The organism is Hyunsoonleella ulvae (assembly GCF_016827605.1).
GTDB lineage: Bacteria > Bacteroidota > Bacteroidia > Flavobacteriales > Flavobacteriaceae > Jejuia > Jejuia ulvae.
The window spans coordinates 77,787-99,359 of record NZ_JAEPJQ010000009.1; the positions used below are offsets into that span (position 1 = coordinate 77,787).

Annotated in this window: 19 protein-coding genes; 18 read left to right on the forward strand and 1 reads right to left on the reverse strand. The window is 34.2% G+C overall.

The genetic code is table 11. The features are described 5' to 3' along the window. Window positions 1–2 precede the first annotated feature (2 nt). Entirely contained in the window at window positions 3–341 is a 339-nt protein-coding gene (locus JS605_RS16930) for a winged helix-turn-helix transcriptional regulator (RefSeq protein WP_203258914.1), read from the reverse strand. A gap of 100 nt (window positions 342–441) precedes the next feature. Between JS605_RS16930 and JS605_RS16935 the strand changes: the two genes are divergently transcribed. The 18 genes from JS605_RS16935 to JS605_RS17020 all read left to right on the forward strand — a co-directional run bounded on the left by JS605_RS16935 (window position 442) and on the right by JS605_RS17020 (window position 20,879). After that, entirely contained in the window at window positions 442–1,116 is a 675-nt protein-coding gene (locus tag JS605_RS16935; protein WP_203258915.1) for an NAD(P)H-dependent oxidoreductase, read from the forward strand. A 103-nt stretch (window positions 1,117–1,219) separates the two neighbouring features. Further along, a complete protein-coding gene (ade, locus tag JS605_RS16940) occupies window positions 1,220–2,842 on the forward strand; it encodes an adenine deaminase (RefSeq protein ID WP_203258916.1) in 1,623 nt (540 codons plus the stop codon). Between the two features lie 3 nt (window positions 2,843–2,845). Continuing rightward, complete coding sequence (locus tag JS605_RS16945; RefSeq protein ID WP_203258917.1) at window positions 2,846–3,805, forward strand: YheT family hydrolase; 960 nt, start codon at window positions 2,846–2,848, stop codon at window positions 3,803–3,805. Window positions 3,806–3,893: 88 nt separating this feature from the next. Beyond that, window positions 3,894–4,355 (forward strand): (2Fe-2S)-binding protein, encoded by a 462-nt coding sequence (locus JS605_RS16950; RefSeq protein WP_203258918.1) that lies wholly within the window; start codon window positions 3,894–3,896, stop codon window positions 4,353–4,355. Window positions 4,356–4,374: 19 nt separating this feature from the next. After that, window positions 4,375–6,582, forward strand: coding sequence for a xanthine dehydrogenase family protein molybdopterin-binding subunit (locus JS605_RS16955; protein ID WP_203258919.1), 2,208 nt, complete (start codon window positions 4,375–4,377; stop codon window positions 6,580–6,582). Between the two features lie 9 nt (window positions 6,583–6,591). Continuing rightward, window positions 6,592–6,981, forward strand: a complete 390-nt coding sequence (locus JS605_RS16960) for a hypothetical protein (RefSeq protein ID WP_203258920.1) — start codon at window positions 6,592–6,594, stop codon at window positions 6,979–6,981. Window positions 6,982–7,013: 32 nt separating this feature from the next. Next, window positions 7,014–8,030, forward strand: coding sequence for an XdhC family protein (locus JS605_RS16965; protein WP_203258921.1), 1,017 nt, complete (start codon window positions 7,014–7,016; stop codon window positions 8,028–8,030). Between the two features lie 3 nt (window positions 8,031–8,033). After that, the gene (locus JS605_RS16970; RefSeq protein ID WP_203258922.1) at window positions 8,034–8,639 is read left to right on the forward strand and encodes a nucleotidyltransferase family protein; all 606 of its coding nucleotides are present in this window, start codon (window positions 8,034–8,036) and stop codon (window positions 8,637–8,639) included. Window positions 8,640–8,670: 31 nt separating this feature from the next. After that, window positions 8,671–10,968 (forward strand): FdhF/YdeP family oxidoreductase, encoded by a 2,298-nt coding sequence (locus JS605_RS16975; protein ID WP_203258923.1) that lies wholly within the window; start codon window positions 8,671–8,673, stop codon window positions 10,966–10,968. Window positions 10,969–11,135: 167 nt separating this feature from the next. After that, complete coding sequence (locus JS605_RS16980; protein ID WP_203258924.1) at window positions 11,136–11,546, forward strand: response regulator; 411 nt, start codon at window positions 11,136–11,138, stop codon at window positions 11,544–11,546. Then, entirely contained in the window at window positions 11,547–12,086 is a 540-nt protein-coding gene (locus JS605_RS16985) for a heme NO-binding domain-containing protein (protein WP_203258925.1), read from the forward strand. Continuing rightward, window positions 12,086–14,062: a PAS domain-containing sensor histidine kinase gene (locus JS605_RS16990; RefSeq protein WP_203258926.1), complete on the forward strand. Its 1,977-nt coding sequence runs from the start codon at window positions 12,086–12,088 to the stop codon at window positions 14,060–14,062. Before JS605_RS16985 ends, JS605_RS16990 begins: the two co-directional genes overlap by 1 nt. A gap of 3 nt (window positions 14,063–14,065) precedes the next feature. Continuing rightward, window positions 14,066–15,199 carry an FIST signal transduction protein gene (locus JS605_RS16995; protein ID WP_203258927.1) on the forward strand — a complete coding sequence of 378 codons (1,134 nt, stop codon included), beginning with the start codon at window positions 14,066–14,068 and terminating at the stop codon, window positions 15,197–15,199. Beyond that, entirely contained in the window at window positions 15,199–16,248 is a 1,050-nt protein-coding gene (locus JS605_RS17000) for a sensor histidine kinase (RefSeq protein ID WP_203258928.1), read from the forward strand. Before JS605_RS16995 ends, JS605_RS17000 begins: the two co-directional genes overlap by 1 nt. Window positions 16,249–16,251: 3 nt before the next feature. Then, window positions 16,252–16,569 carry an Hpt domain-containing protein gene (locus JS605_RS17005; protein ID WP_203258929.1) on the forward strand — a complete coding sequence of 106 codons (318 nt, stop codon included), beginning with the start codon at window positions 16,252–16,254 and terminating at the stop codon, window positions 16,567–16,569. A gap of 10 nt (window positions 16,570–16,579) precedes the next feature. Further along, window positions 16,580–17,290 carry a LytR/AlgR family response regulator transcription factor gene (locus JS605_RS17010; RefSeq protein ID WP_203258930.1) on the forward strand — a complete coding sequence of 237 codons (711 nt, stop codon included), beginning with the start codon at window positions 16,580–16,582 and terminating at the stop codon, window positions 17,288–17,290. Window positions 17,291–17,460: 170 nt separating this feature from the next. Next, window positions 17,461–17,760 carry a GIY-YIG nuclease family protein gene (locus JS605_RS17015; RefSeq protein ID WP_203258931.1) on the forward strand — a complete coding sequence of 100 codons (300 nt, stop codon included), beginning with the start codon at window positions 17,461–17,463 and terminating at the stop codon, window positions 17,758–17,760. 545 nt (window positions 17,761–18,305) lie between these two features. Continuing rightward, complete coding sequence (locus JS605_RS17020) at window positions 18,306–20,879, forward strand: DUF6923 family protein (protein WP_203258932.1); 2,574 nt, start codon at window positions 18,306–18,308, stop codon at window positions 20,877–20,879. Window positions 20,880–21,573: the final 694 nt, after the last annotated feature.

Here is a 21,573-nt window from a genome sequence, read left to right on the forward strand (position 1 = left end):
TACTAGGTTTCCATCTGTGTTTCAATAACATATTCTCCCCAATCAATAATAGATTGAATTAACGGAATAACACTTTTACCAAAATCAGTTAATTTATATTCAACTTTTAAAGGTGGTTTAGAGGTGTAAACTTTACGCTTAATAAGGCCATCGTTTTCTAAAGTTTTTAATTGCAAACTCAACGTTCGTTCAGTAACCGATGGTATTGTTTTGCGAAGTTCGTTATATCGCAACGTTTTATCAATTAAATGATATAGAATTACCGTTTTCCACTTACCACCAATAATGCCCATGGTTAAGCTAGTACAGCATGGGTAGGTTTTACCTTTAAAAGTATACATAATTTAAGTTTTATAGCACTATCATTTATGACCGTTATTGCAAAGATAAAATACTATACTTAAGTTTGCAACTATAAAAAGTATAGTAAAAATATAAAACATGGAAAAACCAAATATTTCACAAGAAGTTATTTTAAACGCATTTAATTACAGGCATGCTACAAAAGAGTTTGATGCTACTAAAAAATTATCAAAAGCCGATATAGATTTTATCCTAAAAACGGCAAATTTATCGCCAAGTTCCTTTGGTTTCGAGCCTTGGCATTTTGTAGTAGTACAAGATAAAGACTTAAGAGAGTTATTGAAACCAGTAGCTTGGGGCGCTCCCGTAAAGTTAGATACCGCAAGTCACTTTATTTTAGGCTTAAGTATGAAAGCACCTATGACGAAATGGGACTCAGATTATATCATGCACATGATGAAAGATGTAAAGCAGTTTCCGCAAGATGTGATAGAGATGTACTCAGGGTTTTATAAAAATTTTCAGAAAGAAGATTTTAATTTAGATACCGATAAAAAATTATTTGATTGGGCTTCTAAGCAAACTTACATCGCATTAGCAAATATGATGACGGCCGCTGCACTAAATGGTATTGATAGTTGCCCGATTGAAGGATTTCATCAAGAAAAAACAGAAGCCTTATTGCAAGATAAATTTGGAATAGATACTAGTAAATATGGTATGTCTTATATGGTAGCTTTTGGGTATAGAAAAGCCGCACCACCTCATGCCAAATCCAGAAGATCAATTGACGATATTGTAACTTGGAAATAGAAGTTAATACACCAGACAAAAAAGAATTAAACGAAAGTTTAGTTCTTTTTTTTTATCCAAAAAATAACCTCGTAACTTCGTTAATATTTTATAGGTTATAACAATGAAACTACTAGGAAATATAGTAGACATCCCAAATAAACGCATTTACAAAGGCGAAATTACCATAGCCAATGGTAAAATAGCTGCTGTTGTGGAGAAAGCACATGATGTAGACCATTACATTATGCCAGGGTTTGTAGATGCACATATTCATATAGAAAGTTCTATGTTGGTGCCTTCAGAATTTGCGCGTGTTGCCGTAAAACATGGTACGGTGGCCACTGTTTCAGATCCGCATGAAATAGCCAATGTTTTAGGTGTGGCTGGTGTAGAATTTATGATTGAAAACGGAAAACAAGTACCATTTAAATTCAATTTTGGTGCACCATCTTGTGTACCAGCTACTAATTTTGAATCGGCGGGAGCAGTAATAGATTCAGTAGATATTAAAAGCTTATTGGAAAACCCAGACATAAAGTATCTCGCAGAAATGATGAATTACCCAGGCGTAATTTTTGATGATGCAGAGGTGCTAAAAAAAATAGCTTGGGCAAAATATTACAACAAACCTGTTGATGGGCACGCTCCTGGAGTGCGAGGAGACGATATTACAAAATACATTAACGCAGGTATCATAACCGACCACGAATGTTTTACCTATGAAGAAGCCTTAGAGAAACTCGAAAAAGGCATGAAAATTTTAATACGTGAGGGTAGTGCTGCTAAAAATTTTGAAGCTTTAATCGATTTGCTTCCTGAGCATTTTGAACATATGATGTTTTGTAGTGATGATAAACATCCAGATGATTTACTTCTTGGGCATATCAATCAATTATGCACAAGAGCAGTTTCAAAAGGAATTGATGTGTTTAAAGTCTTGCAAGCAGCGTGTATAAACCCAGTTAAACACTATAACTTAGAAGTTGGCTTGCTACAAGTTGGAGATGCAGCTGATTGTATTGTAGTAGAAGATTTAAATCATTTTAAAACACTTCAAACGTATATTGATGGTACATTAGTTTTTACAGAAAACACCTCAAAAATTGAAAGCGTTGTTTTTGAAAATCTAAACAATTTCAATTGTGAAACTAAAGATGTATCAGATTTTGAATTTACATCAACCTCAAAACAAATTCGAGTTATTGAAGCTTTAGAAGGACAATTGGTAACCAATGAGCTAATGGCTAAAGCTACCGTTGAAAATGGTAATTTAATATCGAATATTGATAATGATATTTTAAAAATAACTGTAGTAAATCGCTATCAAAATCAAAAACCAGCCATAGCCTTTATCAAAAACTTCGGATTAAAAGAAGGCGCCATTGCTTCTTCGGTTGGTCACGATTCCCATAACATTATTGCTGTAGGGGTTTCAGATGAGGCGATTTGTAAAGCAGTTAATTTAATTATTAAAAACAGAGGTGGTATTTGTGCCGTGTCTAATTCAAAAGAACATATTATTTCGCTGCCAGTTGCTGGTATTATGAGTGATAAAGATGGTGAAACTATTGGACAGCAATATGCCGAATTAGACCGTATGGCAAAATCTTTAGGATGTACCTTAAATGCGCCATACATGACATTGTCGTTTATGGCGTTATTAGTAATTCCATCTTTAAAACTAAGTGATAAAGGGTTGTTTAACGGATTGAAATTTGAATTTTCAAATGTAGAAGTTAGTTAGAAGATGCCTGTAGTAGAATCCAAGTACAAACCACCATTCTTTTTTAAAAACGGATTTATAGCCACTGTCTATTCCGGATTATTTAGAAAAATAAAGATAGACCAAGAACGCGAGAGAATTACACTTAATGATGGCGATTTTTTGGATTTAGATTGGAGTTACGCTAAATCTAAAACCAATAAACTCATTATTTTGCTGCATGGACTGGAAGGACATGCTCAACGTCCTTATGTTACTGGTGCTGCAAAATTATTTAATAACAATGACGTTGATGCGGTTTGTGTTAACTTTAGGGGGTGCAGTGGCGAAGACAATCGGTTTTATTACAGCTATCACTCTGGTGCAACGGGCGATTTAGTTGAGGTTATTGCCCATGCAATTTCAAATAAAAAATATACAGAGATATATTTAAAAGGTATTAGCCTTGGTGCAAACATCATTTTAAAATATTTGGGCGAGCGAGATGCTGTTCCTAAAGAGGTAATAGCAGCTATAGCAGTATCTGCACCTTGTAATTTATCTGGTGCTTCAAAAGAAATACACAAATTTAAAAACCGCTTGTATCACGATAGGTTCTTAAGGCATTTATTAAAACGTTTAAAACAAAAACAACAGCGTTTTCCTCAAAAATTAAGAAAAGAGGATCTAAATGCTGTTAAAACATTGTTGGATTTTGATAATGTATATACCTCAAAAGCACATGGTTTTAAAGATGCAGAGGATTATTATGCAAAATGTTCTAGCCTTCAATTTCTTCAACATATCAAAACTCCAACCTTGATTATTAATGCCTTAAACGACTCGTTTTTATCTCCAGAATGTTTCCCGGTTAAAGCAGCAAAGGTAAACCCTAATTTGCATTTGGAAATGCCAAATTATGGCGGTCATGTTGGATTCATTGCTAATAAGAACTTCTACTACAACGAAAAACGTGCTTTGGAATTCTGTACTGGATTTTCGTAATATCAAACTTAGTTAATCGATTGTTAAATATTTAAATATTGGTATAATGGCCTACAAATTTTTTATACCTTATTAAAAAATTAAAACTATGCCAACATACAACTTAAAAATTAATGGAAAAACACATGCTGTTGATACAGATGCAGATACACCGCTATTGTGGGTGTTACGAGATAAAATTAACTTGGTAGGTACAAAATTTGGTTGTGGTATTGGGCAATGTGGTGCTTGTACGGTTCATGTAGATGGTACTGCCATGCGTAGTTGTCTATTACAAGTATCTCAAGCTGAAAATGTTGAAATTACCACTATAGAAGGCTTATCAGAAGATGGTAGCCATCCCGTACAGGAAGCATGGAAAACTGTAGACGTACCACAATGTGGGTATTGTCAAGCGGGGCAAATCATGACGGCCTCTGCTTTTTTAAATGAAAACCCCAATCCTTCCCAACAAGAAATTCGAGATGCCATGAATGGTAATATTTGCCGATGTGCTTCCTACAATAGTATTGAAGAAGCCGTAAAGTTAGCCTCAGAAAAACTAAGTTAATCTATTAGATATCAGAAACATGAAAAATTCATTCAGTAGAAGATCGTTTTTAAAAACATCAGCATTAGCCAGTGGCGGTATGCTAATAGGTTTTAATCTCTTTAATGCCTGCAAGGAAGATGTAATAATGCCTGTAGATTTAAGCAAGCTAAACTATAAAGATTTCAATGCGTACATTAAAATATCTCCGGAAGGTAAAGTAACGATATATTCAGTAAATCCTGAAATTGGGCAAGGTGTAAAAACGTCCATGCCTATGATTATTGCAGAAGAGTTGGATGTGGCATGGGAAGACGTGTATGTAGTACAGGCACCATTAGATACTGAGAATTATAGTAATCAAACCGCAGGGGGAAGTCAATCTATTCGCAGAAGTTGGCAACCTTTGCGTGAAACAGGAGCTACAGCAAAACAGATGTTAATTAACGCAGCGGCGGCTCGCTGGGGAGTAGCAGCTAATACCTGTAGCGCAAAAAAAGGTGTTATTTCTAACGCAAATGGGGAAACTCTAGGTTATGGAGATGTCGTAGAAGCTGCAGCAGTGTTAGACGTTCCAGGAGATATTACACTAAAAGATCCTAAGGATTTTTCCATCATAGGCAAAGGAAAGAGCAATGTTGATATCCATAAAATTATAACAGGAAAACCACTCTTTGGATTAGATTATAAAGAAGAAGGTATGCTATATGCTTCTGTATTGAGACCTCCTGCATTTGGTCAAATACTAGAATCTTTTGATGCCACAAAAGCTAAAGCAATACCGGGTGTAATAGATGTGATAACCATAGGGGAAAAGGCAAGAACCATGTTAAGTAAGGGGAGACCCAACTGGAGTGTAAAATTGAGTAATACAGATAAGGTAGTGGTTATTGGCAAAACAACTTGGGATGCTATAAAAGGTAAAAAAGCAGTTACTGCTACATGGAAAACAGATTCTGATTTAGAAAGTACAGAAGACCATGACCAAAAGTTATTACGCCTTTTAGATGGTAAAAAATTGAGAACACGACGTAAAGATGGTAACGTTAAAACGGCTTTTGCCAATGCTGATAAGGTTATAGAACGTGTATATGAGTCTACATTTCTGCCGCACAATACTATGGAGCCCATGAATTTTTTCGCCAATGTTACACCAGAAAAGGTACATTTGGTAGGGCCAACACAAACACCAGAATCTGCAGCAAGTGCAGTGGCGAGTTTGTTGGATAGACCTATGGAAGATATTCATGTAGAACTTACTAGAATGGGAGGTGGCTTTGGAAGACGTTTATATAACGACTATGTTTTAGAAGCCGTAGAAATATCAAATGCAATTAAAGCTCCTGTAAAAATGGTGTCTACCAGGGAAGATGATATGACTACAGGCGTATACCGCCCTGCCAGTAAATACAAAATAGCGGCGTCTATAAAAGATGGCAAGCTTACAGGATATCATTTGAAAGAAGCATGCGTTAATGGTAATATGTATGGGTTAATACCTAATTTTTTTCCAGCTGGAGCCTTAGATAATTATCAAGTTGATAGTGCAAGGCTAAGAAGTAATATTACTGTGGGTGCATGGAGAGCGCCTTATACCAATTTCTTGGCCATAGCAGAGCAAAGTTTTTTTGATGAATTAGCGGAGGAAATGGGTGTAGATCGTGTAAAACTACACATGGATTTATTGGAAAACGTAAAAAATAATCCCAATCCAAATGTAGATTATAGTCCAGAACGATTACAGGGTGTTTTAAAAACAGTAGTTGAAAAGTCGAACTGGGGGGAAGTGGCTGATGGTATTTATCAAGGGCTATCAGTATACTATTGCCACAATACATACGTAGCCGAGGTAGCCGATGTAATAATAGAAAACGGTGCGCCAGTAGTAAAAAAAGTAACCTGTGCTATAGATTGTGGCATAGTTGTAAATCCTTTGGGAGCTATGAATCAGGCAAAGGGAGGGGTTTTAGATGGTATTGGGCATGCTATGTATGCTAATTTTAGTTTTAAAGATGGGAAGCCATCAGCAAATAATTTTAATACGTACCAATTGATACGAATGGCACAAACACCAAAAGTAGAGGTGCATTTTATAGAAAGTGATATAGCACCAACAGGATTGGGAGAACCAACATTGCCACCTGTAGGCGCAGCTGTAGCAAATGCCATTTATAAAGCCATGGGTAAACGAGTAACAAAAATCCCTTTTATTAAGAATTTAAACAATAAAGAAGAGGTTATTGGTTAACCACGTACTATGAATAGAATGCGATTAGTTGGTTTTGTGGTACTGCTTTTAATAGTGTCATGTTCAAAAATAACCAAACAAGAAAACTATGAAAAACAATTTGAAGCGTACTATAAGCAAACCATGTACAACCCCGATTCTTTTAAGTTGATAGGCTCAACGGTAAAAGAAGGATCAATATATCATGATGTGAATAAAGAGTTCCTTAAAGCGCTCACAGAAAAACAATATACTAAGGCAAAGAATGATAGTTTGATTCAGAAACGAATAGAGCATCAACATCAAGTATTTTTTAAAACAATAGCAACTAATGCAGTTGGGGTTCAAGTACAGAACATAGTATCTGGATATTTTATCGATGACAAGCTGGTATATGTAGATGATAAAATAGTAGAGTAGTACAAATCATTAAGAAGAAGTAGTACCTGTAAATGACACATGAATTTAAACATATTATAGAAGAAGCTATTAAAGCCAGAGTAAAAGGGTTAAAATCAGTTTTAGCATCTGTGGTAGATTTAGATGGTTCATCGTACAGGCGTCCGGGAGTGAGAATGCTCATTTTAGAAGACAATACCATGGTAGGTGCCGTAAGTGGTGGATGTGTAGAAAAAGAAGTGCTATTACAGGCAGCATCTGTATTTAAAACAGGGCAATCTAAAATGATGACCTATGATGGAAGGTATCGTTTGGGGTGTGAAGGAGTGTTGTATATTCTAATAGAAGCAGTTGTGTTTGAAGCTGATTTTGAAACATCATTTTTTAAGTGTTTAAGTGATAGACAACCCTTTGAAGTTATATCGCAATATCAAAAAACTGAGGGTGTCTTTGAAGGTATAGGCTCACATGTTAAAATAGGGGATATCAGTTTCCCAATTTCAAAAAATACTACCACAAACCTAAAGAATTTAACGTTTCAACAATATATGCCGCCTTGCTTTAAACTAATGATTATAGGAGCAGAACACGATGCGGTACAACTCTGCAAATATGCAGCATTAACGGGTTGGGAAGTTACCATAGTAGCAGGAGTTTCAGAAGCCAAAACAATAGACTATTTTGAAGGAGCACAACAGTTAATTACCACCATGCCAGAGCATTTTGATACAACTAGTATTGATGCGCAGACCGCAATAGTATTAATGACACACAATTTTGCTTACGATTTGCGTTACCTAGTGGCATTATATACTGCAGGTCCAAACTATATAGGACTTTTAGGACCAACAAAGCGAAGAGAGGATTTAATTGCACAGTGTATAGAATATTGTCCAGAAATAACAAACGACTTTTTAGAAACAATCCACGGGCCCGCAGGTTTAGATATAGGTTCTGAAACACCACAAGAGATTGCTATTTCAATTGTTTCAGAGATTCTAGCAGTAACCCGAAAACGAGAGCCTAAATCATTAAGCCTAAAAACAGGAAGTATCCATCAAAAACATTAGGTTTTGACTTTAACTTCAAATATAGCTATAGCAATTTTAGCTGCGGGTGCTTCTAAGCGCATGGGAAGTCCCAAGCAACTTTTAAAATGGGAAGATTCCACCATCATAAATCATGCTATAGAAACATGCAAAAATACAGTGGTTAACGATGTTATTGTGGTTTTAGGAGCTAATTATAAGGATATTATCCGAGATATTAATGATACTTCTGTTACTGTAATCCATAATAAAAAATGGACTTTAGGTTTAGGAAAATCCATAGCTTTTGCAGCGCAACACTGCCTAGGACCTAAAGCAAACAGGGATGGGCTTTTAGTTGTTTTGGCAGATCAACCCTATGTAACAACGTCTTTTCTAAATAAAATGATTGAAGCGTTCCACGTAGATGATGAAGTTATTTTAGCTACTGAATATGATGCACACAAAAAAGGTGTTCCAGTACTATTTCACAAAAAACATTTTGAAGCATTAGGAAAGTTGACAGGAGATGATGGAGCAAAATCAATTTTAAAACAACAAAAAGCATCCGTAAAAGTAATACAGCCAGATTTTAAAAATATAGATATAGATACGGCACAGGATTATCATAAGGCGTTAAAATCTTTATAACTAATATTGATATTTATCATATCTTCGACTCATGAGTAAATCTTCAATAGATAAAGCCTTAACACCAGAAAAGTTTGAACATTTAAAAATAAAACAACCACCTAAAAATTCTGCAGGCTTAGGAGGGATAAAAGCTGCGTTACATCATGCTAAAACTTATATGAATGTAAAAGATGCTGTAAAGGTATCTTTTAAAATGAATCAAAAAGGAGGCTTTGATTGTCCTGGTTGTGCATGGCCCGATCCAGATGACGAACGTTCGTCCTTGGGTGAGTATTGTGAAAATGGCTTAAAAGCCATGGCAGAGGAAATGCAGAATAAACTTATCAATCGTGAGTTTTTTGCATCGCACTCAGTGGGCGAATTAGCAGCCTTATCAGATTTTGAAATCGGCAAATCTGGGCGTTTAGCAGAACCTATGTATTTACCAAAAGGTGCTACACATTATCAACCCATTTCTTGGGAAAACGCTTTTGAGAAAGTTGGCAAACATTTAAATGCATTAGATCATCCAGATGAAGCCGTGTTTTATACATCGGGGAGAACCACAAATGAAGCCGCATTTTTATACCAACTATTTGTTAGGGAGTATGGTACATCTAATCTGCCAGATTGCTCCAATATGTGTCATGAAGCCAGCGGAAGTGCATTATCTGAAACTCTAGGAATAGGTAAAGGCTCAGTGAAATTGGATGATTTATATAAAGCTGATTTGGTAATGGTTGTAGGTCAAAACCCTGCAACAAATCATCCAAGGATGTTATCTGCATTAGAAAAGACAAAGCAAAACGGTGGTAAAATAATAGCAATAAACCCTTTGCCTGAAGCAGGATTAATGCGATTTACCAATCCGCAAAACCCGATTAAAATGCTTAAAGGCGGTACAAAACTTTCAGATGTATTTGTGCCTATTACTATAAACGGCGATGTGGCATTTTTTAAAGCCTTATTATTAAAGTTACTAGAAAAGGAAGAAGAAACAGGAGGTGTTTTTGATAAAACGTTTATTGAAGAATACACCAGTGGTTTAGATGACTTTATTTCAGATTTAAAGACTTATAATTTTGAAGATTGCTTAGAAGCATCAGGAGTGTCAAAAGCTATATTTGATGCTGTTTTTGAGTTAGTTTTAAATAAAAACAAGATTATCATCTGTTGGGCTATGGGTTTAACACAGCACGAAAATGCAGTGGATAATATTCGAGAGTTGGTAAACCTACTGTTATTAAAAGGGAGTATAGGAAAGGAAGGTGCAGGAACCTGTCCAGTACGTGGTCACTCAAATGTTCAAGGCGATAGGACTGTGGGGATTTGGGAATCAGCGCCACAAGCGTTTTTGGATAAAATTGAGGCGAAATATGGTTTTAAACCGTCATCAAAACATGGGTATAGTGTGATTGATTCGATTAAGGCCATGTATGAAAAGAAAGCTAAAGTGTTTTTTGGTTTAGGAGGTAACTTTATTTCAGCAGTGCCAGATACGGCGTATTCCGCTCAAGCTTTGGTAAATTGTAATCTAACTGTACATGTGAGTACCAAATTAAACCGTTCTCATTTAGTTACAGGGCAAGAAGCTTTAATTTTACCATGTTTGGGTAGGGCAGAGAAGGATTATCAAAAAACAGGTGTGCAAACCCAGAGTGTAGAAAATTCTATGGGTGTAGTATCCTCTACTAAAGGTATATTAGAGCCTTGTTCTGAGAGTTTAATGAGCGAAGTAGCTGTAGTTTGTGGTATAGCTAATGCTACTTTAAAACAAAAGTCCAAAATCGATTGGCTAGCTTACAAAGACGACTATAATTTAGTTAGAGATGATATTGCTGAGGTAGTTAGCGGTTTTGAAAACTATAATACCAAAATAAAGCAACCCTCTGGCTTTTACTTGCCCAATGGCGTAAGAAAGCGTCAATTTAATACAAAAACAGGAAAAGCCAATTTTACAATTAATAAGCTACCCCAGTGGAAGTTAAATAAAGGAGAGTTGGTTATGATGACCATAAGAAGTCACGACCAGTTCAATACAACAATCTATGGATTGGATGATCGGTACAGGGGCGTATTTAACGAAAGGCGCATCATTTTTATGAACAAGGATGATATGAAGGTGCGGGGGTTACAGGAGCAGGATATAGTTAACCTAAAATCAGAATACAATGGTAATGTTAGGGTAGCCAATAGTTTTAAAGTAGTAGCTTACAATATTCCAAAGTACTGTTGCGCAACCTATTTTCCAGAGACCAATGTGCTTGTACCGTTAGACAGCTTTGCACACACAGCTAAAACACCAGCGTCCAAGAGTGTTAGGATAACGGTAGAGCCAGCAAAGTAAAACAAGAATATAGAAGTGTTTTTTACCAGTAATCTTGTATTTTATTATTGTAAAACCATTCGTCGACACTTAATTTCCATTCGTCGACACTTAAATTTCAACTATCGATAAATGGATAACAACTAATCTATAATGATTTACCTTCGGTAGATAAAACTTGGAGAGACATGAATGCATTAAACATATTGCTTATTGAAGACGATATGATTGAAGTAATGAAATTGAATAGAACAATTTCTAAACTAGAATTACCTCATAAGATCGTAGAAGCCAATAACGGCGAAGAAGCACTTAAAATTTTACAAAAAAAAGACGAATTACCTGACATTATTTTGTTAGATTTGAATATGCCAAAGCTAAATGGTATAGAGTTTTTAAATATTTTGAAGAATGACAGTGTGTTAAAATACATCCCAACTATTATATTAACGACATCAAACAATCAAAAAGATTTATTAGAGTGTTATAAAATAGGAATTGCAGGTTATGTTTTAAAACCTTTAAAATATGAAGACTATATATCTAAAATAGAAAAGATATTAGCGTATTGGAGTATTAACGAATTAAAACAAATCTAAGTGAAAGGTATAGTATTTACGGAGTTTTTAGATTTAGTAGAAGATAAATTCGGACTTGAAATGGTTGACAAAATCATTCAAAGTTCAGATTTGGAGTCTGGAGGTATTTACACTTCTGTAGGTACTTACAAGTTTTCTGAAATGTTGCAATTATTGCAGCATTTAAGTGCAAGTACAGGGATGTCAATTGATGATTTATTACTGGTATATGCTGAACATTTTTTTGGCGTGCTAGAAGATAGTTATCCAGGGTTATTAGCTACGTATTCAGGTCCTATAGAAATGTTAGCTTCAATTGAAAACCATATTCATATTGAAGTGAGAAAAATTTATCCAGATGCAGAATTACCTACGTTTGAGGTCGTTGAAAAATCAAAAGATTCACTAGTTATGATTTATAAATCCAGTAGAGCTATGCATCATTTTGGTTTAGGATTAATGAATAAGACATTTGAGCACTTCAATTCAACAGCTGATATCGTTTTAGAAAAACTTAAAGAAGATGGTACTGAGGTAAAGTTTGTAATCAACAAAAATTAATGAGTCAAAATAAAATTGACATGTTAGAACGTGCACTTGCACGTGAAAAAGCAGCTCGAAAGCAGGCTGAAAAAATCCTAGAAAATAAGGCCGCAGAACTGTATGATGCTAAACAAAAATTAGAAAAGTCTTATTCTGAATTAGAGGCACTTCTCAACAAAACCGATTCTCAATTACAAGGTGTTTTCGAAAACATTGTAGATGCCTACGTAATTATGGATTTATTGGGCAATATTCTTAAAATGAATAATGCCGCAGTAGATTTACTAGGCTTTTCTAATACTAGTGAGAACGGTAATTTAATGGATATGGTACATCCTACCGATTTAGAATTAGTATCAGAAACCTTTAAAAATTTACTTTCCGAAGGCACAGTTACAGACTCAAACTTTAAAATAGTTACAAAGCAAAAGATAGAAAAACTTGTACATGTTAATGCTAGTATTATTTATGACGAAGGTAAACCTGTGGCAGCACAAGGTATTGTTCGTGATATTACTAAGGCCAAGGAAGCAGAAGATCAGCTTATTGAGTCGGAAAACAGGTTAACCAGTTTAATTACCAACTTAGATAGCGGGGTACTTCTTGAAGACCAATACAGAAAAATTGTTTTAACTAATACCAAATTCTGTGAATTATTTGGTATTTCAGCAACGCCAGAGCAGTTGAAAGGAGCTGACTGTAGTGATGCGGCTGAACAAAATAAAGTATTATTTAAAAATCCAAAGGCTTTTGTTACGCGAATAGATGAGATTCTAAAAAATAAAAAACAGGTTTTGAACGATGAACTTGAAACAACCAATGGCAAAATACTAGAACGCGATTATATTCCTATTTATGAACATGGAGATTATAAAGGGCATTTATGGACATATAAGGACGTAACCTTAAGACGGAAATATAGAAAAAGTCTCGAGGCGCAAAAACAGAAGTATAGTAGCATTATTGCAAACATGAACTTAGGATTAATGGAGGTTGACAATGAGGATAGAATACTTATGGTAAACCAAAGTTTCTTGAATATTACCGGTTATAATGAAGACGAATTAGTAGGTAAAATAGCTAGAAATGTATTTTTAGACAGAGATAGTTCAGAAATTTTAAGCAAAGAAAATGTTAAGCGTAAAAAAGGGCTTTCCAATTCGTATGAGGTTAAGGGATATACCAAAACTGGAGAAGAACGCTATTGGCTAATAAGTGGCGCACCTAATTATAATTTAAATGGTGAGGTTACTGGTTCTATCGGGATTCATCTTGATATTACCGATTTAAAAAGCCTACAAACACAAAAAGAGAAGCTACTTGAAAAGTTAGAAAAAAGTAATAACGAACTTCAAGAATATGCGCATATCGTTTCTCACGATCTAAAATCACCATTGCGTAGTATTAATGCTTTAGTAAGTTGGATTAAAGAAGATAACCAAGATAAACTTGATGAGGTAAGTCTTAAGAATTTTGGTCTTATTGAAACTACATTAGAAAAAATGGAACAGCTTATTTCTGATGTTTTAATGTATTCTAGTGTAGGTACAGAGGCTTTAGAAACAGTTACTGTTGATTTAGATGTATTAGTATCAGAATTAAAAACCATTTTATTTGTTCCAGATCATGTGTCAATCACAGTTTTAAATCCGCTTCCAAAAATAGAAGGGGAAAAAGTTAAATTACAGCAGTTATTTCAAAATTTAATAAGTAACGCCATTAAATTTATAGACAAGGAAGTTGGAATAGTGGAAATAGATGTAAAAGATGATGGTACACACTATCAATTTTCAGTTAAGGATAATGGTATCGGTATAGAAGAAAAGTTTCATGAGAAAATTTTTAAAATATTCCATGCACTCAACAAAAGTAAAGACTCAACAGGTATAGGGCTTTCTATCGTTAAAAAAATTGTGGATTTACATGAGGGTCGTATTTGGTTGGAAAGTAAGCCTAATGAAGGTACAAAATTCCTTTTTACATTAAAAAAATAGCGTATGAAAATAGTACAATTAAAAAAATATAAAGATAAAGCTTGGGAATATTTATCGCCAAAGCAAACCCTTTCAAAACCATTGGTTTTAGTATTAGGAAACAGATATATGTTAGAGAAAGATACTGCTTTTGAAGAAGTAAAAACACTATTTCCTGACGGTGCTATTGTTTTAGGTTCTACAAGTGGAGATATTACATCGAATAGGGTCGATGATGATAGTATCACAGTTACAGCTGTAGAATTTGAAAAAACTGAATTTTTAATTAAAACTAGTAATGTTTTAAGGTCAGATTTAGATAGTTATAAAACAGGACTAAGCTTATTAAAGCAATTCCCAGAAGAAGGATTAAAATATGTTTTTGTACTATCTGAAGGTAGTTTTATAAACGGAAGTGAGCTTACCAAAGGCATGAATGCATCTGTACAAGATAATATTTTAATTACAGGTGGTTTGTGTGGCGATGCTGCACGTTTTGAGAAAACTATAGCTGGTTACAACGAAAATCCCAAATCAGGAGAAATTATAGCGATTGGGTTTTACGGCGAAACGTTTGAAGCATCTTTTTCAATCCATGGAGGGTGGACACCATTTGGTCCAGAACGTGTGGTTACAAAATCAGAGTCTAATGTACTTTACGAGTTGGATAACCAACCTGCATTGGATTTATACAAAAAATATCTAGGCGAAAAATCTAAAGAATTGCCTGCAGCAGCACTATTGTACCCATTAAATGTGAAGTCTACAGAAGAGCAACAATCTTTTGTACGTACTATATTGAATATTAATGAAAAAGACAATACAATGATTCTCGCAGGCGATATCCCTAAAGACTCTAAAGTACAACTCATGATGACCAATGTAGATAACATTGCAAATGCATCAGAACGGGCTGCTATACAAGCTTTAGAGTTAAGAAATAATAAACCACAATTAGCACTTTTAGTAAGTTGTATTGGAAGGAAATTGGTTCTAGATCAGCGCGTTGAAGAAGAAATTGAGGAAGTTGTTGCAGTAGTAGGAGATAACACGACAATATGTGGATTTTATTCTTATGGAGAGATAGCACCTTTCCATGGCGAAAACAATTGCCAATTACATAATCAAACCATGACTATAACGCTAATAAGTGAATAATGAACTCGTTACTTAAGCGCCAAATTCGGAAATATTTATCAGAAGAAAACGCTTCATCTAAAGAGATGTCAGAATTTCTGGATGCAGTAAACCGATCTTACACTAACTTTGATGAACAGTATGTCATGCAGCAAAGAGCAATGTCTATTAGTTCAGAAGAATTATTTGTTGCCAATGAACAATTGAAGCAGGAGGCAAAAGCGCAAAAAGAGTTTATTGATAAACTAAAACATGTCATAGAAACACTTAAGTTTTATGAGTTACCGAGTAATTCAAGTGTAGATAATGTAGATTTGGATGGTTTAAAATTGGTTGAATTTATTGATAACCAGACTAAGGAAATCGTTAAAATGAATAAGCAACGCGAAAAGTTGCTTGAAGAATTAGGACATCAAAATCAAGAGTTAAGTGACTATGCTCACATGGTGTCTCATGATTTAAAATCGCCACTTCGAAGTATAGATGCATTAACAGCATGGATAAGTGAAGACTATAAAGATAAGCTAGACGATAATGGACGTGAAAGTTTATTGCTCATTAGAAATAATGTTGAAAAAATGGACACGCTAATTAGCGGTATTCTAGATTATTCTACCATTAACAAAAACCAAACTGAAGTTTACGATGTAGACATTGATAAACTAGTTGATAATATTACATCTACTATGTTGGTACCAAAGCATATTACCATAGTAAAAGGTAATAAACTACCCGTAGTAAAAGGCGATAAATTTAGATTACAACAACTCTTTCAAAACCTTATAGATAATGCTATAAAGTACAATAATAAACCTGAAGGGTACATAGAAATAGGTGTTAGTGATGATAATACTTTTTGGGAATTTTTTGTAAAAGATAACGGTAAAGGTATAGAAGAAACATACTTTGATAAAATATTTAAAACATTTCAAAAGTTAGAAAATAACCCCGAATCTTCAGGAATAGGCTTATCTATAGTTAAAAAAATAGTGGCGCTTTATGGCGGAAAAATTTGGGTAGAGTCTGAACTAGAAAACGGAACAACTTTTTATTTTACTTTAAAGAAATAAATAATGGAATTACCAAATCTATCTTATATAAACGAACTATCTGGAGGAGACGAAAGTTTTAAGGATAAGCTAATTGCGATTATAAAAAAGGAATTTCCCGAAGAAAAAGAGGTATATATCAAAAATTTTGAAGCCAAAGATTTTAAGGCCTCAGCGGAAAATGTACACAAACTTAAACATAAAATTAGTATTTTAGGGCTTGAAAAAAGTTATAAGATAGCTGAAAGTTACGAGGATAATTTAAAAGAAAACAACACTTCAGGAAATGAGGCGTTTAATGATATCCTTAAAACTATTACAGACTATTTAGAGACTTTGTAAAGCCACTTTAATGAACTGTATTATTATTGATGATGAAGCAACAGCTAGAGCTATTATTTCTCAGTTGTGTTCTAATATACCAAGTTTAAATATTTTAGAAGAGTTTCCTAATGCCCTACAGGCAATAAAGTATTTAAATCAAAATGAAGTGGATTTAATCTTTCTAGATATTCACATGCCAGACTTTACAGGTTTTGACTTTATTCAAACACTTAAAAATCCACCAAAAATAATTTTAACGACATCAGACCCCCAGTTTGCTATTGAAGCCTTTGAGTATGATTGTATTGTTGATTATTTAGTAAAACCTATTGCTTTACCACGCTTTGAAAAGGCGATTACAAAGGCTGAATCTTTTAAGTCTACAGCATCTGCTACTTCAGATAGTGGTAAAGTAGAAACAACTTCAGGTAACGATTTATATGTAAATATTGATAGACGCTTAATTAAAATAGATATTCCAAGTATCTATTTAGTAGAAGCTAAAGGCGATTATATTCATGTAAAGACTGAGGATAAAAATTATACTGTACATTCTACACTTAAGAAAATAGAGGAGAAGTTACCAAACGATTTGTTTTTAAAAGTACATCGTTCGTATATCATTAATGTTCAAAAAATTATTGATATAGAAGACAACAGCGTACTCATTAAAAAAGATGTTATCCCTGTAAGTCGCTCTAATCGCCCGGAACTAATGAAACGTTTAAATTTGCTTTAAATATATCTTGTCATTTCGACGAAAGGAGAAATCGCATTATCGAGTTTTGTGAAGTAGTCAATCTTAATGAGATGTCTCAATCGTACCTCATGTCGACATGACAAGCGTTTTATAATTAAATACTCGTAGTCATTTCGACGTTAGGAGAAATCACAAAATAAAAATCATTAATGCAACACAAATACTTTGTCTATATAACCACAAATAAGTACAGAACTACCTTGTACATAGGCTTTACAAATAATATCCAAAACAGACTTTCTCAACATTATTTTGACTCTCAAAATGCTAAAAAATCATTTGCAGGAAAGTACGGTTGTATTTACTTGGTGTATTATGAAACATTTGAATTTCCTAGACAAGGTATTGCAAGAGAGAAACAATTAAAAAAATGGAGGCGAGAAAAGAAGAATAAATTGATTTCAGATTTTAATCCTAAATGGCAAACACTAAACAATGAAATCTTTTAATTGAATACCTCTAGTCATTTCGACATTGGGAGAAATCACATCATATTTATTATAGCCTACTCAAGTGTGATGTCTCACATGTGTTCGACATGACTAACGCTTCTTAATTACACATCCCATGTCATTTCGACGTCAGGAGAAATCACATCACACATTTATAAGTATAGTATTATATGTCTCAAGTACTATTACCCCAACGTATCATATTCCCACCCAACGCATTCAACCCTTTTATTCTAGAAATAAGCACATATTTCCAACAGATTTGTAATTCTTTATCAATCGTAAAACACTAATAAAATGCATTTCATCGATCTTTTTGTAGTTTAAACTGTTAAAATATTGCGTTTTTCAACTAATTATATTGTAATTACAACAAATTAAATACTCTTTTTCGTACATTAATTAAATATTATGTATAATATCATACATTTTAATTTAAACTTAACAGATAAACCATTCGTCTACACTTAATTTTCATCGAACGAAAAACAAAGATACCCCCCATATAACCAACCTACATTTGTAGTATTAAATCCAAAACCATGAAAAAATTATTACTACTATTATTAATTTCTACTGCTCTTTACGGGCAAGACCAACCATTTAATTGTGATTATAACGCTTACCTATTTCAATATAATGATGTTTATGCCATTGATTTGGCTTCCGGAAATTCGTATGCGGTTGCTACTGATATTACGGAGGGTACAATCAATGCAGCCGCGTACAATCCGGCAGATGGTTATATTTGGGGATCTTTAAGTTCCCCTTCCAAGTCTATTGTGAGAATAGGAAAAGATTTTTCAACACTAGTGTTTTATGTTGAAGAGTTACCAACTAGTGGGCGCTACATAGGAGATGTAAGTGCTGATGGAGTATACTATTTAAAAGGAGGTGGAACTGCGTATTATGCTATAGATGTAGATCCAGAATCAGAAAGTTATGGGGAGCATATCGCAACTTCTAATCTACCTCTAAGTATAAGCATTCATGATTGGGCATTCAATGCCGTAGACGGAATGTTATATACCGTTGAAAAGAAAACCAATATTTTATACAGAATTGATATAGAAACCGAAACGATGACCAATCTTGGTGTAGTTCCAATTTTATCTGGATTAAATTATACATATGGTGCGGTGTATTTTGATGCCGATGGTCGCTTTTATGTATCAGCTAACCAAACAGGTACCATATATGTAATTCAAAATGTACAAGATTTAACAGGATCTAATGCTATGGAATCTAACCTGTTTGCATTTGGACCTTCAAGTTCACAAAACGACGGCGCACGTTGTCCTACAGCACCAGTACCACAGGAAGATTGTACAAACGGAATTGATGACGATGGCGACGGGTTAATTGATTGTGAAGACCCATCATGCTCTGGCTATGCAGATTGTCCAGTAATAGAAGCCTCAACCTCTTCTAGTGCTAACGAAGGAGGATTGGAAAGTAATAACAGACTATCGGAATTAATCAACAAACGTAATTTTAATCGTGTAAAACGCAGTTATAATTTTGATAAGACTACAGCAAAGCGATTCAAAAAAACATCAAAGTACGGTAAAAACCTATCAGGAAAAGGAAATTCATTTCAATTATCAGATCTTATACCATTAGATGTGGTAAACGAAGATGAAGCTATAGAATCCTCTCCATCAGATTTAATAGGAATTACCAATGCCACAGAAATATATTCGGTAGATTATATGAAAAACAGCGAAGCCATAGCATCTATCTTATTACTAAAAACAGAAGATGGTGTGTACGAGCATACAAAATATATCTGTGATAGATTATTAGGCGCAGAGTTAGTGTCAGTATCAACTATAGAAATAAAAGAACAACAATTTATAAAAGCATTAATAAGAAATATAGATGGTAGCTTAGAGTTTGTATTAAGTCTTTCAGCAAAAGCTACAGATAACGATACTAATTTTGGAATAGAAAGTCACTGGAATTTAGATAAGTACGAAGACAATATAGGGTTTTACAATTTCCAAATCTGGTCTAATTCTTTAGATGATTTAGTAAAACTAGGAGAAGAAGTCGTAACACTATTGGACGTACAAAAACCAGTAACAAGTTACAATAACTCGCCTGCACCAACCGTATTTGTAAAATCTGGAAAATACCGTAATGGTAAGTTAGATTTACAAATAGTGAATACAAACAAAACGGCTAGTGTGGTATTTGATGCTGGTGTAAGAACAACAGAGACACAAACAGTAGAAACAGTATCTACAACTATAAATCTAGACGAACATTATATTTCTAATGTAGAAGTAGATGCAGGAAGTTTATTTGATGTAGGATTTAGAATTGGAGATGGCGTAAATACTCCAGACGACCTATTTTTATCAGACGGACCTTGGGGATATGATGATGCACAAGCTAACGTAACACGTTTTGATGTAGCAACAAACAGCGAGAGTTTTCAAGAAAACGTATATCAAGTAGAGCGTAATATAGAGTTAGAAGCAACAACAGATGATTACGTAGCTGTATATCGCGCCTTAACACCAAAGTTTAACCCTATAGATGTATCACAATACAACAGCTTAAAATTACAAGCTAAAGGTACAGGCACATTAATAGTGCGTTTGGTAAAAGAAAGCATTAACGATTGGGAAGCGCAGTATAAAACAAGCATAGAGCTAACTGAAGATATGGAAGATTACACCCTATTTTTCTCAGACTTTACAGCACAAGGTGGAGCTTTCCAAGCCAACGACGTAACATCTATAGTGTACACTATGCTAGCCGAAAACGGTAGCACACAAACTAAAACCCTAAGCTTAGCACAAGTGCAATTTGCAACAAGTAGTGCACTATCAGTAGAAGATATAGAAAACACTGGTATAGAAACACTAGCAACACCAAACCCTATGCATTTAAGTACAAGTTTACAATTTAATGCTCCAGCAAGTGAGACCTTAGATGTAGAAGTATATAACCAATTAGGACGATTAGTAAAAACCTTAACTGTAAATGCAGTAAGGGGTAATAATGCAGTAACCTTAAAACGAGGTAACTTAAGTTCGGGAGTATACTTTTGTAAGTTAGAAAGTAAACTAACCCATTATAAAACCATTAAGCTTGTTTTGGATTAGGTAAAACTCCAACCCAAATTGAATTAACTGAGGATTGATAATAGCGACTAATTCAAAAGTGGAAAAGCGTAAGAAACGAAAGTTTTTTGCGCTTTTTTGTGTTGTATACTTTTCTGTAGATTAACAGTATAAATAACATGTGTAAACTCAGATTTACTGGGGTTTCATTATATTTTAAGTGTTTACATCCTATGTTTTTACCTAGATTATATATGCTACGCTCTATAAGGTAAACTTATAAAAACAACCATTCGTCTACACTAAATTTTCATCCACCGAAAAGCACAACCCTTTCCTTAATAACCAACTTACATTTGTAGTATAAAACCTATAAATCATAAAAATATCAGGTAGCCAAACCACCTATAATACCCTAAAACTACTCCTAGAATAATTAATAGCAAATTATCTAAAGTAGTGAGAGCGGAAGACATCAGTTTTTCGCTCTTTTTTTATGGATATATCTTTTTAATGCGTCATTGCGAGGAGCGAGCGACGTGGCAATCTTTTACATAACACTTCAAAAACTAATTTCTCTCCAACCAAGCATTAAAAAGGATGCCGCTGCAATCCCTAACCTTTAGATTAGCAAATACTATTAATTGTAGTTAAATTTAAAAAGGACAGAGTGAACTTATATCCCTAGCTAGCTACAAAAGAGCCATGCTGCGTATTAGTCTCCGTCCTTTTTTGA